12 protein-coding genes, 1 tRNA gene and 1 pseudogene are annotated in these 14,540 nt (G+C 65.0%); 4 read left to right on the forward strand and 10 right to left on the reverse strand.

The window, feature by feature from the left end; translation table 11 throughout:
- Positions 1-928, forward strand: a 928-nt coding sequence (locus ACESLR_RS10035) for an aminotransferase class III-fold pyridoxal phosphate-dependent enzyme (protein ID WP_373067162.1), incomplete at its 5' end; no start/stop codon positions are given.
- Between the two features lie 235 nt (positions 929-1,163).
- On the opposite strand, the gene ACESLR_RS10040 is transcribed toward ACESLR_RS10035, so the two are convergent.
- The 5 genes from ACESLR_RS10040 to uvrB all read right to left on the reverse strand — a co-directional run bounded on the left by ACESLR_RS10040 (position 1,164) and on the right by uvrB (position 6,228).
- Positions 1,164-1,916, reverse strand: coding sequence for an S-methyl-5'-thioinosine phosphorylase (locus tag ACESLR_RS10040; protein ID WP_373025854.1), 753 nt, complete (start codon positions 1,914-1,916; stop codon positions 1,164-1,166).
- A gap of 21 nt (positions 1,917-1,937) precedes the next feature.
- Positions 1,938-2,489, reverse strand: coding sequence for a hypoxanthine-guanine phosphoribosyltransferase (locus ACESLR_RS10045; RefSeq protein ID WP_373025855.1), 552 nt, complete (start codon positions 2,487-2,489; stop codon positions 1,938-1,940).
- A 141-nt stretch (positions 2,490-2,630) separates the two neighbouring features.
- Positions 2,631-2,999 (reverse strand): DsrE family protein, encoded by a 369-nt coding sequence (locus ACESLR_RS10050; RefSeq protein WP_017941546.1) that lies wholly within the window; start codon positions 2,997-2,999, stop codon positions 2,631-2,633.
- A gap of 112 nt (positions 3,000-3,111) precedes the next feature.
- Positions 3,112-4,155, reverse strand: a complete 1,044-nt coding sequence (nagZ, locus tag ACESLR_RS10055; protein WP_373054754.1) for a beta-N-acetylhexosaminidase — start codon at positions 4,153-4,155, stop codon at positions 3,112-3,114.
- Positions 4,156-4,197: 42 nt separating this feature from the next.
- Positions 4,198-6,228, reverse strand: a complete 2,031-nt coding sequence (gene uvrB, locus ACESLR_RS10060; protein ID WP_373025858.1) for an excinuclease ABC subunit UvrB — start codon at positions 6,226-6,228, stop codon at positions 4,198-4,200.
- Positions 6,229-6,312: 84 nt separating this feature from the next.
- Between uvrB and ACESLR_RS10065 the strand changes: the two genes are divergently transcribed.
- Complete coding sequence (locus ACESLR_RS10065; RefSeq protein ID WP_373067187.1) at positions 6,313-7,506, forward strand: pyridoxal phosphate-dependent aminotransferase; 1,194 nt, start codon at positions 6,313-6,315, stop codon at positions 7,504-7,506.
- A gap of 84 nt (positions 7,507-7,590) precedes the next feature.
- Positions 7,591-7,666 (forward strand) — tRNA-Asn (locus ACESLR_RS10070).
- Positions 7,667-7,838: 172 nt separating this feature from the next.
- On the opposite strand, the gene ACESLR_RS10075 is transcribed toward ACESLR_RS10070, so the two are convergent.
- Together ACESLR_RS10075 and ACESLR_RS10080 are read right to left on the reverse strand one after the other, a co-directional pair.
- On the reverse strand, positions 7,839-8,540 hold the full coding sequence (locus ACESLR_RS10075) for a M48 family metallopeptidase (protein ID WP_373067167.1): 702 nt from the start codon (positions 8,538-8,540) through the stop codon (positions 7,839-7,841).
- On the reverse strand, positions 8,537-11,875 hold the full coding sequence (locus ACESLR_RS10080) for a type I restriction endonuclease subunit R (protein WP_373067171.1): 3,339 nt from the start codon (positions 11,873-11,875) through the stop codon (positions 8,537-8,539). Before ACESLR_RS10080 ends, ACESLR_RS10075 begins: the two co-directional genes overlap by 4 nt.
- 118 nt (positions 11,876-11,993) lie before the next feature.
- Between ACESLR_RS10080 and ACESLR_RS10085 the strand changes: the two genes are divergently transcribed.
- On the forward strand, positions 11,994-12,158 hold the full coding sequence (locus ACESLR_RS10085; RefSeq protein WP_017926902.1) for a hypothetical protein: 165 nt from the start codon (positions 11,994-11,996) through the stop codon (positions 12,156-12,158).
- Here ACESLR_RS10085 and ACESLR_RS10090 read toward each other — a convergent pair.
- The 3 genes and pseudogenes from ACESLR_RS10090 to ACESLR_RS10100 form a co-directional block, all read right to left on the reverse strand.
- Positions 12,136-12,750: a Fic/DOC family protein gene (locus tag ACESLR_RS10090; protein WP_373067176.1), complete on the reverse strand. Its 615-nt coding sequence runs from the start codon at positions 12,748-12,750 to the stop codon at positions 12,136-12,138. The two genes, ACESLR_RS10085 and ACESLR_RS10090, sit on opposite strands and share 23 nt — an antisense overlap.
- 40 nt (positions 12,751-12,790) lie before the next feature.
- Positions 12,791-13,963, reverse strand: a complete 1,173-nt coding sequence (locus ACESLR_RS10095) for a hypothetical protein (protein ID WP_373067182.1) — start codon at positions 13,961-13,963, stop codon at positions 12,791-12,793.
- Between the two features lie 24 nt (positions 13,964-13,987).
- Positions 13,988-14,540, reverse strand: a pseudogene (locus ACESLR_RS10100) (hypothetical protein); the annotation flags it as partial.

The following is a 14,540-nucleotide window of genomic DNA, read 5'->3' on the forward strand; positions in this document are numbered from 1 at the left end:
CATTCGCCTGTCCAACAGCTACCACGGCGAGACCCTGGGCGCCTTGTCCGTGAGCGACGTACCGCTGTACAGCGCGACCTACGAACCGCTGATGCTGGATGTCATCACCGTGCCGGCACCGGATTGTTTTGACCGCGAAGACGGCGAAACCTGCGCCGATGTGGCGCGCCGCCAGTTCGTCCACATGGAGCAGGCCCTGACGGAACATGCCGATGAGGTTGCCGCGGTCATCGTGGAGCCTCTGGTCCAGTGCGCCGGCCACATGCGGATGTACGACCCCGAATACCTGCGCCTGCTACGCGAAGCCTGTGACCGTCACGGTGTCCACCTGATTGCGGACGAGATCGCAGTGGGCTTCGGGCGCACGGGCTCGCTGTTCGCTTGCGAACAGGGGCCCATCACGCCCGATTTCATGTGCCTGTCCAAGGGTCTGACCGCCGGCTATCTGCCCATGGCGGCCGTGTTGACCACGGATACCATTTACCAAGCGTTCTACGACGATTACGAAAAGCTCAACATGTTCCTGCATTCGCATTCCTATACCGGGAATCCGCTCGCGTGCAGGGCCGCACTTGCCACACTGGACATCTTCGAATCCGATCCTGTTCTTGCACGAAACCGGGAGCTTGCCGCCCATATCGAGAAACGACTTGAACCGCTTAAGGCGCATCCGCATGTCGCCGACGTGCGCCAGCACGGCATGATTGCGGCGGTGGAACTGGTGCAGGACAAGTCTCGGCGCACCCCGTATCCGTGGCAGGAACGTCGCGGACTGCACATCTATCGCCACGGCCTGACACGGGGTGCGCTGTTGCGACCTCTGGGGAACGTGAGCTATCTGATGCCGCCGTACGTGATCACCGAGGAACAGATCGACTTCCTCGTCGAGGTGATGACCGAGGGCATCGAAAAGGCCGTGCGCGCCTGACGCGCGGGGTCAGGCCTGAACGGGATTGGGCCTGGTGCAGCCCGTGTTCATGTCTTCGGTGGCAGGATCCCGGTCATTCCGGTCGAGGCGAGCCCATCCTCAATGTCGCATAATACATATTATGTTAAATCGTGGATTGGAGTGGCATGGCCCAAGATGTGAGGTTGTCGTATAGCGGAACGGATGGCGAATGCCGGGCGTTAGAATGCTCTCCCCCGGGCGGGACGGAAGCTCTTCAGGAGAGACTGCTGATTACGTGCGTCAGGATCTGCTTCACCCGGGTCATGCCCACGTCCAGGTTCGCGGCAATGTCATCCATGGTGATTTCGCCCTCGGCACGACCGGCCGCCCAGTTGGCGATCACGGCACAGCAGCCATAATTCAGCCCCAGTTCGCGCGCCAGCGCCGCCTCCGGCATGCCGGTCATGCCGACCAGGTCACAGCCGTCACGTTCGAGACGGTCAATCTCCGCGGCAGTCTCCAGGCGCGGCCCCTGCGTGGCCCCGTAGGTACCGTGTTCCACTGCGTCGATCCCGAGCTCGTCGATTGCCCGGATAAGGGTCTGGCGGACCGAGTCGCTGTACGGCCAGGTCATGTCGATGTGGGTCACCTCTTCCAGGTCGCCGCCTTCGAAGAAGGTGTTGGCGCGCGACCAGGTGTAGTCGATGATCTGGTCGGGGATTGCGACAATCCCGGGCTTCATCTCCTCGGTGATCCCGCCGACCGCGGCCACCGCCACCACGTTGTCGATGCCGGCATTCTGGAGGGCCCAGATGTTGGCCCGGTAGTTCACCTGGTGCGGGGGGATGGTATGTCGCGCACCATGGCGTGGCAGAAACACGATCTCGGTATCGTTCAGGCGGCCGAACACCAGCGGCCCGGAGGGCTCCCCAAAAGGCGTGTGCATCACCTGGCGCCGGGTAATTTCCAGATCCTTCAGCCGGGTTAGGCCGGTGCCGCCAATCACGGCAATACGGGGTGCGGACATGAACGCCTCGAACGTCGGTGGTTAGTGGTCGGCCACGGCGAAGATGCCGGGAGCGTTGCGCAGATAATCCTGGTAGTCCATACCGTACCCGAACAGATAGCGGTCGGGCGCCTCCAGTGCCGCGTAGTCGACAGTGATCGCGGGGTCCCGCTCGGGGTTGTGCTTGTCTACGAGGACGATCGAGATCACCTGCTCGGCCCCCTGCTCTTCACAGAACGTCTTGATCCCTTCCAGCGTGATGCCGCCGTCCAGGATGTCGTCGACAATCACGACGGTACGCCCCTTCAGCGCGGTCTGTGGGCGTGCCAGCCAGTGGAGCTGGTCCCCGCCACGGGTGCCCCCGCGATACCGGGTAGCGTGCAGATAGTCGACCTGCATCGGAAACGACCAGCGGGTCAGTAGTCCACCCATCAGCACCACACCCCCGTTCATCACGCCCACCACCAACGGGTTGCGGTTCTTCAGCACCGCCGCCGTGCGTTCGGCCAGGCGGTCGATGGCCGTCTCGACGGCATCGCGACTGAAGAGGCAGTCGGCATCACGCAGGGTGGCTCGGGCCTGTTCCGGGCTCATGGCATGTCCTGAGGGTGTCGGTGCGGGGAAATCATGTCCAAGGGCCGCGCAATCGGCAAGGTTGGCCTCGCTGCTTCGGGCCCCGGAAACGCAACCGGCCGGCACAAGGGCCGGCCGGCTGGCGAACAAACGTCGGAAACCTTAGTAGGTAAAGGTGACCGTGTCGTCGTCCATGGCCTCGGAGATCACGTAGGCGCCGCCCACGGTTTCCTCGATTTCAGGGATCAGGTCGTTGCCCCACAGATCCAGAGTCGGGGTACAGACCTTCATCACGACCCCGGCTTCGACGGCGTCCTTCATGAAGTCGTAGACGCTCTTGCTGGAGCCTTCCTGCACGAACAGGTTTTCGGCCACGCCCTTCTTGGCGAGTTCTCCGGCACGGCCGGTCATCACGACTTCAACGTCGTATTCCATGGCGGCGGCGACGGTGGCCTGGAAGAACGGGGCACCCAGTTCGGAAGCGTTGCTCGGGTCGGTGTTGACCATGACGATCAGGAGCTTGTCGGCCATTTTGGATCTCCAACTTCAGTGGTGAGTGTGAATATTAATAGCTGCTCAATCGCAAACCGGTGGCGCATTATAGGCGCCTCGGCTTGCGGGCGCCAATCCGCTTTACATGGGCTTAGGCGATCGCCGGCTGGCTGGCCTGAAGCCAGTCCGCCAGTTGTGCGCGCAGCGCGGCAAGCCGTTGGCGGTCGCCCTTCACTAGCCGTGCGCGTAGCCGCTCCAGGCGGCGTCGTGCCTCGGGTGACAGGGGCTGATCTGCCTGGGAAGAAAGGATGGTGTCGGAGTGTTCCGGGTGGTTGCAGATCAGCACCATGTCGCAGCCGGCCGCTCGCGCGGCCGTGGCCCGCACGGCTGGATCGCCCACCTGCTCCGCCCCGGCCATCGCTAGGTCATCGCTGAATATGGCGCCGCGATAGCGCAGCTCGCGTCGCAGGATGTCCTGTAGCCAGACACGCGAAAATGCTGCGGGCACGCCGTCGACCTGCGGGTACACCACATGGGCGGGCATGACACCTTCAAGATCGCCCAGGACCGGGCGAAAGGCCCCCAGATCCTGGTTTTCGATCTCGGAGAGCGGCCGGTCGTCCACCGGCAGGGCCACATGCGAGTCGGCGGCCACCGCGCCGTGTCCCGGAAAGTGCTTACCCACGGCCGCCACGCCGGCGGCCCCGAGGCCGCGGATCAGCTCGCCGGCAAGGCGCGCGATCACGTCCGGGTCATGATGGAATGCGCGATCCCCGATGACCTCGCTGATCTCCAGGTCACGGTCCAGCACCGGGGCAAAGCTGAAGTCGATATCCACCGAGCGCAGTTCGCGTCCAAGCAACTCGCCCGTCGCGCGCGCGAGCTCGCAGGCCTTGTTGTGATCGACATCGTAGACATGACCCAGCTGGCGCATGGGCGGGATGGTGGTGAAGCCGTCGCGCAGGCGCTGCACCCGCCCGCCTTCCTGATCGACAGCGATCAGGATGCCGGGGCGTTCGGCACGAATGGCCGCCACCAGTGCGGCGACCTGTTCCGGCGCACCCACGTTGCGGGCGAACAGGATGACCCCGCCGGTGGCGGGGTGGCGCAGGCGTTCACGGTCTTCCGGGGTCAGTTCCATCCCGGTGACGTCGAGCATCACCGGGCCGAGGGGCAAGGAGTTGTTTTCGGACATCACTAAGCGGCTCGAATCGACGCTCCCGCGGGAGCCATCTTTTCAGGATAGCGAGGCTTCGGGGAGAAACGCGAGTGCCTTCAGCTTCTCGATGCGGTCGCGGATGCGGGCGGCCTCCTCGAACTCGAGGTCGCGGGCCTTGGCGAACATCTCCTGTTCCAGGCGTTCGATTTCCTTCGCGGCGTTGTCCGGCGCGCCGAGGTAATCCGCGCCCTCTTCCGCATCTTTGCGGCCGCGCCGTCCGCCGGAGCCCGGCGTGGCATTGCGCGCCTCGAGGATGTCCGCGATGTTTTTGCGAATACCCTTGGGTGTGATGCCGTGGAGCTTATTGTGCTCGATCTGCCGGTCGCGCCGCCGTTCGGTCTCGTCGATCGCGCGCTGCATCGAGCCGGTGATCTTGTCGGCGTACAGGATTGCCTTGCCGTTCACGTTGCGAGCGGCCCGACCGATGGTCTGGATCAGCGAGCGGTCGGAGCGCAGGAAGCCTTCCTTGTCCGCGTCAAGGATCGCCACCAGCGAGACCTCCGGCATATCGAGCCCCTCGCGCAGCAGGTTGATCCCCACCAGCACGTCGAACTCGCCGAGGCGCAGATCCCGGATGATCTCCATGCGCTCGACGGTGTCGATATCGGAGTGCAGGTAGCGCACGCGGACGCCGTGTTCCGAGAGGTAGTCCGTCAGATCCTCGGCCATGCGCTTGGTCAGTGTGGTGATCAGTACGCGTTCATCACGCTCCACCCGATCCCGTACCTCGGATAGGCAGTCGTCCACCTGGGTCCCGGCCGGGCGCACCTCGAGGACCGGGTCCAGCAGGCCCGTCGGGCGCACGACCTGGTCGACGATTGCCCCGGCGTGCTCGCGCTCGTAGGGGCCCGGCGTGGCGGACACGTAGATCGTCTGCGGCTGCAGCACCTCGAACTCCTCGAAGCGCAGGGGCCGGTTGTCGAGTGCCGACGGCAGGCGGAAGCCGTACTCCACCAGCGTCTCTTTGCGCGAGCGGTCCCCCTTGTACATCCCGCCCACCTGCGGCACCGACACGTGGGATTCGTCGATCACCAGCAATGCATCCTTGGGCAAGTAGTCGAAGAAGGTCGGTGGCGGCTCGCCCGGTGCACGCCCGGAGAGATAGCGCGAGTAATTCTCGATGCCGTTGCAGTAGCCGATCTCCAGGATCATCTCCAGATCGAACAGCGTGCGCTGCTCCAGCCGCTGCGCCTCGACCAGGCGATCCTCCTTGCGCAGGAAGTCCAGGCGCTCCTTCAGCTCGTCGCGAATGTGATCCACGGCCTCCAGCAAGGTCTCGCGCGGCGTCACGTAGTGTGTCTTCGGGTAGATCGTCAGCCGCGGCACGGTGCGCAGCTGCTCGCCGGTCAGCGGGTCGAAGTACGAGAGACGCTCGACTTCGTCATCGAACAACTCGATGCGCACGGCCTCGTTGTCGGACTCCGCCGGATGGATGTCGATGACTTCGCCCCGCACGCGATAGGTGGCACGGCGCAGCTCGGTATCGTTGCGGGTGTACTGCAGCTCGGCCAGGCGGCGCAGCAGGTTACGCTGGTCGATCCGGTCGCCCCGTTCCACGTGCAGCACCATGGAGAGATACTTGCGTGGATCCCCGAGGCCGTAGATTGCCGAGACCGAGGCCACGATGATCGCGTCGCGCCGCTCCAGCAGGGCGCGGGTCGCCGACAGGCGCATCTGCTCGATGTGATCGTTGATCGAGGCATCCTTCTCGATGTAGGTGTCCGACGACGGAACGTAGGCCTCGGGCTGGTAGTAGTCGTAGTAGGAAACGAAGTACTCCACCGTATTGTGCGGGAAGAACTCCTTGAATTCCCCGTACAATTGTGCAGCCAGGGTCTTGTTCGGGGCGAGGATGATGGTGGGACGCTGTACCTGCTCGATCACGTTGGCGATGGTGAAGGTCTTGCCCGAGCCGGTCACTCCAAGCAGGACCTGGTGTGCCAGACCGGCCTCCAGCCCCTCGGTCAGGGCCTGGATGGCCGTGGGTTGATCGCCAGCCGGCTGGTATTCGGACACGACCTTGAATTGTTCGCCTTCGCCTGGCTGCACCTTATCCTCCGCGCCTGATTTCAGTATCATTTCGCACCCGGCTGCCCACGCGGCCCCTTGTCCCGATCAACAGAGGCCTACCCCTTGGATATCGAGCTCTCCGACCGCGTCCAGCGCATCCAGCCCTCCCCCACCCTGGCCGTCAGCGCCCTGGCCGCTCAGCTGCGCGGCGAGGGCCGGGACATTGTCGGGCTGGGGGCCGGAGAACCGGATTTTGATACGCCCGAGCATATCAAGCAGGCCGCAATCGACGCGCTTGCCCGCGGAGAAACCAAGTACACTCCAGTGGACGGCACGACCACCCTGAAGGCGGCGATCATTCGCAAGTTCGATCGCGACAACGGCCTGACGTTCACCCCCGACCAGATCCTGGTCTCCTCCGGCGGCAAGCAGAGCATATTCAACCTCTGCCAGGCCCTTCTCAACCCCGGTGACGAGGTGGTGATCCCCGCTCCCTACTGGGTGTCCTACCCGGATATCGCCCTGCTCGCGGGTGCCCGCCCGGTCATCGTCAGCGCTGAACAGGAGGCCGGTTTCCGCATCACCGGCGAGCAACTCGAGGCTGCGATCACCCCGAACACCCGTCTGGTGTTCCTGAACAGCCCGTCCAATCCCACCGGGGCCGCCTATTCGGCCGCGGAGCTGACAGAGCTGGCCGACGTCCTGCGGCGCCATCCCCGTGTGGTCATCGCCACCGATGACATGTACGAACATATCCTTTTTGGCGGGGCGCCGTTCGTGAACATCGTCAACGTCGCACCGGACCTGCTGGAGCGCACCATGGTCCTCAACGGTGTGTCCAAGGCCTACGCGATGACCGGCTGGCGCATTGGCTACGCCGGCGGGCCGAAGAACCTCATCGCGGCGATGAAAAAGATTCAGTCTCAGAGCACTTCCAACCCCACCTCCATCGCGCAGGCCGGGGCCGAGGCGGCGCTGGATGGCGACCAGGGCTGCGTGGTCGCCATGTGTTCCGCGTTTGCCGAGCGCGCACGGCACGTGGTGGACGGGCTCAACGCCATCGACGGCATCGACTGCCTGATGCCCGATGGCACCTTCTACTGTTTTCCGCGCGTCACCGGACTCATGGAAGCCGCCGATATCGACACTGACGTGGCCCTGACCAAGCAGCTGCTGGACGAGGTTGGCGTCGCCCTCGTCCCCGGCAGCGCCTTTGGGGCTCATGGCCACGTTCGCGTCTCCTTTGCCACCAGCGTCGACCAGCTCGACAAGGCGCTGGAACGCCTGCGCCAGTTCGTCGCCAGCCACCGCCGCTGACACGGGGGAATGGCGGCGAAAGGCGCGAGGCGGCCAGAATTTCCTTGACGCCCTCGCCCCGCCCCATTAGGATTTGCGCCCAATTCCCCGGTAGCTCAGTCGGTAGAGCGGGTGACTGTTAATCACTAGGTCGGCGGTTCGAGCCCGTCCCGGGGAGCCAAACTGAACAACGACTTAGGCCAGCCTTCGGGTTGGCCTTTTTCGTTTTTGTACCCGGATTTGTACCACTTGGGGCCGCATCTCCCCGCTACATGCTCGGTATCGCCTCGGAGTACAGCCATTGGCGACTTCCCCGGATGGGATTTGAGCGTCACCAGAGATGCCCGGATGCCTCAGACGCCCTCCACCTCAATGCCGTGTTCGGCGAGCCAGCGCTTGCGCTGGTCGTAGTCGGGCATGGCGCGTTCGAGGCGGCGCCAGAATTCGGGCGTGTGGTGGGGCTCGTGCAGGTGGATCAGCTCGTGCACCGCAACGTACTCGGCGATGGTGCGGGGCAGCAGGATCGTCTTCCAGTGGAAGTAGAGCCAGTCGCCCCGGCCACAGGAGCCCCAGCGGAAACCGAGATCCTGCACCTTGACGCCTGCGGGCGATAGGCCGAGGCGCCGAGCGTGGGCATCCACCTGACGGCCCAGCCAGTCGTTCGCGCGCGCGGTGTACCACTGGATGAAATGCCCCCGGGCGGCGCTCAGGGCATCCTCGCGGATCCGGAAACGGCCGGCCTCGAGCTTCAGGGGAACGGCCTGCGCGGCCGCCGGGACCGTCTTCAGGCGATGGCTGCGCCCGAGGTACAGGAACCCTTCGCCGTCCACGTATTCTTTTCTCGGCAGTGCCCGGTGGCGCTGGGCCTTTTCCGCCAGTTTCCGGTAGATCCACCCGCGTTTCTCGACCACGAAGGTTCGCATCTGCTCCGGGTCGGTCCCCGCCGGAGCCGCGATGAACAGCTCGCCATCCCGGTCCACCGTGATCTCCAGCGTCTTGCGCCGCCGGCTCTCTCGCACCTGGATGGTCAGGTCTTCTACCCGCAGCTCCGTCATGCGTTGACCAGACGGTCGTGGTTGGCCCGCGCCAGATCGAACAGCCGTTCGACCAGCGGCTCGACTTCGTCCACCGGCACCACGTCCCGCTGCACCAGCTGCTGGAACAGCTGGCCCTTCAGCCGCTCCTGGTCCGGAACGTGGGAAGGTTTCCAGAAATCGGGCACGTCGATCTCGTCCTGGATCACCCCGAGCAGCTCCTCGGTGACTTCGATCAGGCGGTTCGCTTCGGTCTCCCCGGCTGGAGCGCCGTCCGCAGCGGTGCTCTGCGCCAGTTCACGCCAGAACGGGACCGCGTGGGCCGGCAGATCGGGCAGCGCCTCGCCGTCCACGGGCTCATCCTCCCGCAGCTGCCGGATCAGGCCTTCCAGCGCATCGACCTGCTCCGCCCACTGGCCATCCAGCTGCTGCAGCAGTTCCTCCAGCCGTTCGCTCAGCCGCTCGTACTTCACCGGGTCTTCGTCCAGGTGCTTTCGGATATGGGAGCGGACCGCGTGCTCCATCTCGGAGGCCTTGGCGCGATCGCCCACCTGACGGTTCACGTGCTTGTCGAACTCGGCATCCGTGAGCTGAACCGGCGGAATGCGCGGGTCCATGCCGAGCGAGATCACGTAGTCGTCGATCAGCTTGCGCACCTTGTTGCCCACGTCATGCCCCAGCGACGGCACATCCTTGTAGCGATTGCGGGCCAGCGCGTGGATATAGGCCAGCTGCTTCGCATCGTTGACGAACTCCAGCCCTTCCGGGCGTGGTAGCACGTCATCCAAGCTCTGGCTAAACTCCTTCAGCTTGACGGTGAACTCGGCCCGCACCCGCTCGTCGCCCAGGGCCTGCACGGCCTCTTCCACGTCCTCCAGGCGCTCCACGCCCTGCTGGCGCAGCACGTCGACCGTTCGGAGATGGCGATCACGCAGTAACGGGATCTCGTCCTTGAGGCTTTGCAGGGCGCCCTCGATGTCCTCCTCGCTGTAGGCCGCCAGGGCCTCCTTGAGGTGATTGGCCACGCCGAAGTAGTCCACCACAATGCCGTGGGTCTTGCGGTGACCGGTTCGATTGACCCGGGCGATGGCCTGCAGCAGTTCCGCCTCGCGGATGGAACGGTCCAGGTACATCACCCCCTCGATGGGCGCATCGAAGCCGGTGAGCAGCATAGATTTGACGATCAGGAAGGCCAGCGGATCGGCCTTCTCGGGGTCGTCGTGCGTCAGCGGCTTCTTGAACCGCTGGATGTGGTTCTCCACCGCGCCGCGGTCCGTCCAGCGCGCCCACGCTGCATCGTCGTTGTTGCCGCCGCTAATCACCACGGCAAACTCCAGCCGCCGGAGAAGGTCGCGATAGCGCCAGGCCTGGATCGCCGCCTTCACGCGCTCCGGCCGGGCCACCAGCTGCGCATCGTCCAGCTGCTTGTCCTCCACCGACAGCGCCATCGCCTCCTGCAGCAGCTCGTCCCGGGCCTCGTTCAGGGCGTCGAAATAGCGCACGGCCGCCCGCCGGCTGTAGGCGACCAGCTGGGCCTTGTAGCCATTCGGCAGGATATGGGTCACGTAGTGGCGCAGCATGTCCGCGGCCTTCTCGCGGATGAGCTGTGGCCCCTCGAAGATCTGCCCCTTGGTGGCGTATTTCTTCTTGATCGCCTCCAGCTCCTCCTTGCTGTAGCTGCGGAACAGGTCCTCGAACAGGCCGTCCAGGCTGGCCCCGTCCTTGATCGCGCCCTTCACCGTGCGCCCCTCGTACAGGATCGGCACGGTGGCGCCGTCCTGCTCCGCTTCCTTGATGGTGTAGCGGTCGATGTAGTCGCCGAAGATGTCGTGCGTGCGCTTCTTCTCGCCCATGATGATGGGCGTACCGGTGAAGCCGATGCGGGCCGCGTTGGGCAGCGCGCGCATCATGTTGGCGTGCAGGTCGCCGGCCTGGGTCCGGTGCGCCTCGTCCACCAGCACCAGGATGTCCTCGCTGGTGTTCAGCACCTCGAAGGGTTCGGTGCGCTTCGGGGCCGCCCGGGTCGCGTACTCGCCGGGCGGTTCCGCCACCTCGCGCAGTTCGCCCTGCGCCGCGTCCCCCGGCGCCTCGCCGGCGGCGCCCTCCCCCTCGGTGTCGGGATCGCGATACTTCTGGATGGTGCCGAACACCAGCCCCGGCCCCTCCCGGGCCAGCAGCTGTTTCAGGCGCCCGGTATTCGCCGCGGTCGCCACCGTCTCGCCGGTCAGCGCAGCCGTCTCGGAGAGCTGGGCCTGCAGGTCCTTGCGGTCAGTGATTACCACCACCTTGAAGCGGCGCAGCTCCGGGTCCGTGCGCAGCTTGCGCACCAGAAACACCATCGACAGGCTCTTCCCGCTGCCCTGGGTGTGCCAGATGATCCCGCCGCGCCGGTCCACCTCGCCGTCTTCGCGGCGGGTCGCCCCGGTCTTCAGCCGTTCGATCGCGCGGGTCACCCCGCGGTACTGCTGATAGCGACAGGCCAGCTTGATGGTCTGCCCGCCCGCGTTCATGAACAGCGTGTAGTGGCGCACGATATCCAGCAGCGTATCCGGCGCCAGCATCCCCGCCGCCAGGCGCTGCTGGGCGGAGAGCTCCGCCACGCCCAGCGCCTCGGCCACCTCCGACTCGCGCCGCGGCACCACCGTCTTCCAGCTCAGGTAGTGGGCAAACGCCGCCCCCACGGTGCCCGCGCGCGCCTCGTCGAAGTTGCTGGCGACCAGCAATTGACTGGTCGCGAACAGCGCCGGCGCGCCCTCGTGCTCCTCGACCTCGAAATCCTGGAAGCGCTGGTCGTGATACCGCCGCAGCTGGTCCACCGCCTGGCTGATCCCCTCCGGCACCGTGCGGCTCTTGCACTCCACCACCACCAGCGGAATGCCGTTCACGAACAGCACCAGATCCGGGATGATGTGGCCCTTGCCGACATCGAACCCGGGCGGGCACTTCACCTTGAACTGGTTCACCACCAGAAAGTGGTTGTTCGCCGGTTCGTCCCAGTCGATCAGCCGAATGGTCTGCCCCCGGCCACCGTCCCAGTCCGGCAGGCCCTCCACGGTCAGGCCGCCCAGCAGCAACTCGGTCGCCTGCCGGTTCGCCTCCATCACCTTGCTGGCCGGGATGCGCGTAACCGCCGACACCGCCTGATCCAGGCGCTTCTCATCCAGCCAGGGCTCACCCGCACGCAGGTTGATCGCCCGCACCCGCTCGCGCAGCACCGGCTCCATCACCACCTGCGCGAAGCTCTCGCGGTGGGACACGCCCGGATCCTCGACCGATCCAGCCAAGTGAGTCCATCCCAACCCGACCAGCTGATCGATCAGCGGCTTCTCAACGTCCGTGTATTCCGGCCCGGCCATACCGCGCTCCAGTGGTCTGTGGGATCAGCATAGCAACTGTGCCGACTTCGTCCTCCGTACCATGGGCAACGAGTTGGCCCAAAGCGTATAATCAGAACTGCACTGCGAGGAGTTCGCCATGAAAGCACCCACCAAGAAAACGTCCCGCAAACCGGTGAGCCGCGAGGCCATCATCCGGGCGGTGGCGACCTCCACGGCGGTCGAAACCGGCGAATCCAGCAAGGTCATCGAGGCCCGGCTGCGCAAACCCAACCCCCGCCTCAAATCCCTGCGGCTCGGCTGACCCGCTCGACCATCGGCTGGTAATCGCCGTCCAACCCGGCGTGAATCGCCGCGATGTACTCAGCCTTGTTCGTATCCCAGTCGCTGTAGTCCATCGGCCCGATACCCGCCTGATACGCCATCGCATCAGCGAGAAGGCGTGCGATCCGCCCGTTCCCCTCCCGGAACGGGTGAATCAGGATCAACTCCACATGGATCTCCGCGATCACGAGGATCGCTTCGTCACGCGCCATGTCACAGCATGGGGTCCGCGTCTTCAGCCACTTCTCGTCCAGCTCCTTCAGCAGGTACGGGACTTGTGAAGCCGCGGCGAACATGAAGCCGTCCTTCTGCAGGTTGACCTGCCGTTCTTGACCGGCCCAGTCGTAGAGGTTGCCCAACCAGCGGCGGTGCCAATGCTTGATCAGGGGCACATCCAGCGGCTGGTCTGGCTCCAGGTTCGCAAATACCTCCTCGTACAGCATTCGCAACAGCTGGGTCTCCGCTTCGTCCAGCTCGCGCTGATCGGTAATACCCATCTTGTTCGCCAACACCCGACCGTCAGAGCCTGGCTCGGCACTCCCCTCCGGCCCGGTCGCTCGATACCGGCTCATGTCCGCTCGGCTTCCATAAGGTTCACGCGTACCGTGCGTCTCACCGGGCCATCGCCTTCAGTCGGGGCCGAAAGGCGTTCACGTAGCGATTGAGCTGCTGGGACAACCACTCCCGGCAGGCCTCGTCGGTCTCGAAATCGTTCAGGTCGGCGTAGATGGAAAATCCGGGCCGCTCAGGGTCGTACGAGTATCGAGAATGCGACACCCCAGGCAGCTCGGCCAGGATCGCCTCGCGCTCCTCGTTCAGCCGGTCGAGCGCCTGGTGGAGATCGGTCTTTCTGCCCGCAAGGAAGACCCCACACACCCCGTCGGACATCAACTTGAAGGCCGTGATCCAGACCCCCGAGTACGGCATCTGCACGCGAACATGATTTCGCGGACGGTAGACGGGCGGCTCCTGCTCGGGATCATCAAAACTGATCCGGGTCAGCGGCTCCCACCAGGCGCGTTCGTCGGCGCGTGATACCGGCTCCCCCTCCTCTTCCGTATCATCCGTCACTTCCTGAAGGCGCTCTCCCTCATCTCCCACGCGCAGGAAGGTGCGTTCGATGGTCTCCGTCCGCGCCACGACTCGAGGCTGCACCACCAGGCCCTGCTCGCCGAATTCGTAGAGGGCCACTTCCACCAGACCGAAGCTGAAGCCAAGCGCCGCGTTGCGGGTGATCAGCTCCGCCATGCCGCTGAGGCCTTCGCGGATGCCGTCACCGGCGATCAGAAGCAGAAAGCGCCCCTCCCGCAACGCTTTGGCTGTGGCGTCGACGAAGGCCGCCTCGTCCAGATCGGGCCGCACCTCACGGGCGGTCTCGAACGGTGCATTCCCCTTACGACCGGTGGCGGCCGCCACCCGGCGCTGCAGATCGGCGTAACTCCAACCGGAGACGGCCCGTGCATAGTCCAGGATTTGGGCGATCACCTTCCGCCGGGCCTCGGGGTTGCGCCACAGCTTGCACTCCACCAGCGTCAGCCGACCGGAGGGGCTTATGAACACCGCATCCACTGGGCCAGCCTCGGTTTGCAGCTCGGTACACAGCGGGATCAGAGGTGCGAATGAGGGGTCGATCTCCTCGATAGGCAGCAAGTCCGGATTGTCGGCCAGAAGATCGCGCAGCCAGGCCTCGTCCCGGCCATCAGTGAACCCCAACGCAGAACGGCGAGCGGTCGTGAAAGCAACGCCCCCGTCCTGACGCAGTAGGATGTTTCCGTAGGTCGGCATTGGCAGCGCTCCGGTTTCTACCCGTTAAGAGAACTCTTCCGGTGCAATGGCGTCTCCGTACGTGTCGATGCCTTCATCAGTGCCCATGAGCACCTTCTTGCCTATCGCCTTTTCGATGATCTCCAGCAGCCGGCGCTTGCGCTGCTGGTAGAAGGCATCGAAGTCGTTCGCGCGCAGGGCCTCGACCGGGATGCGGTGGCCCTCAAGGATGGCATCCATATCCGCGTCGCCGAGCTGGACCTGCTCGTGGTTCTGCAGGCGCTGCAGATAGTCAGAGGGCGCATCACCGCCGATCATCCGGTTCGCCTTGAACGAGATCGGGGTCTTGTTGACGATCGAGTCGTACACCCGGGGCGGGATGTCCCGGCCATCGCACCAGGCCCGGGGGAAGATGTGGTGGATGTCCAGTTCGACGCCCTGCTGGTCCAGCGCCTGGATATCGCCCTTCCAGAAGAAGTCCCGGGCGCCTTCGCGCAGAATCAGCACGTTGATTCCCTTGTACGCCGCACTCAGGCGGGTGCGCAGGGTATCGAGGCGTGCCGGGTCGAACGAGGCGTCCACCACGGTGCGTGGCAGC

Origin of the sequence: Thioalkalivibrio sp., assembly GCF_041685615.1 — a bacterium.
Classification (GTDB): domain Bacteria; phylum Pseudomonadota; class Gammaproteobacteria; order Ectothiorhodospirales; family Ectothiorhodospiraceae; genus Thioalkalivibrio.

What these genes read in the sequence shown, in the direction of transcription:
- ACESLR_RS10040 (WP_373025854.1), bottom strand. Translation starts at nt 1,916, where the DNA reads ATGTCCGCACCCCGTATTGCCGTGATTGGCGGCACCGGCCTAACCCGG.
- ACESLR_RS10045 (WP_373025855.1), bottom strand. Translation starts at nt 2,489, where the DNA reads ATGAGCCCGGAACAGGCCCGAGCCACCCTGCGTGATGCCGACTGCCTC.
- ACESLR_RS10050 (WP_017941546.1), bottom strand. Translation starts at nt 2,999, where the DNA reads ATGGCCGACAAGCTCCTGATCGTCATGGTCAACACCGACCCGAGCAAC.
- nagZ (WP_373054754.1), bottom strand. Translation starts at nt 4,155, where the DNA reads ATGTCCGAAAACAACTCCTTGCCCCTCGGCCCGGTGATGCTCGACGTC.
- ACESLR_RS10075 (WP_373067167.1), bottom strand. Translation starts at nt 8,540, where the DNA reads ATGACGGAGCTGCGGGTAGAAGACCTGACCATCCAGGTGCGAGAGAGC.
- ACESLR_RS10080 (WP_373067171.1), bottom strand. Translation starts at nt 11,875, where the DNA reads ATGGCCGGGCCGGAATACACGGACGTTGAGAAGCCGCTGATCGATCAG.
- ACESLR_RS10085 (WP_017926902.1), top strand. Translation starts at nt 11,994, where the DNA reads ATGAAAGCACCCACCAAGAAAACGTCCCGCAAACCGGTGAGCCGCGAG.
- ACESLR_RS10090 (WP_373067176.1), bottom strand. Translation starts at nt 12,750, where the DNA reads ATGAGCCGGTATCGAGCGACCGGGCCGGAGGGGAGTGCCGAGCCAGGC.
- ACESLR_RS10095 (WP_373067182.1), bottom strand. Translation starts at nt 13,963, where the DNA reads ATGCCGACCTACGGAAACATCCTACTGCGTCAGGACGGGGGCGTTGCT.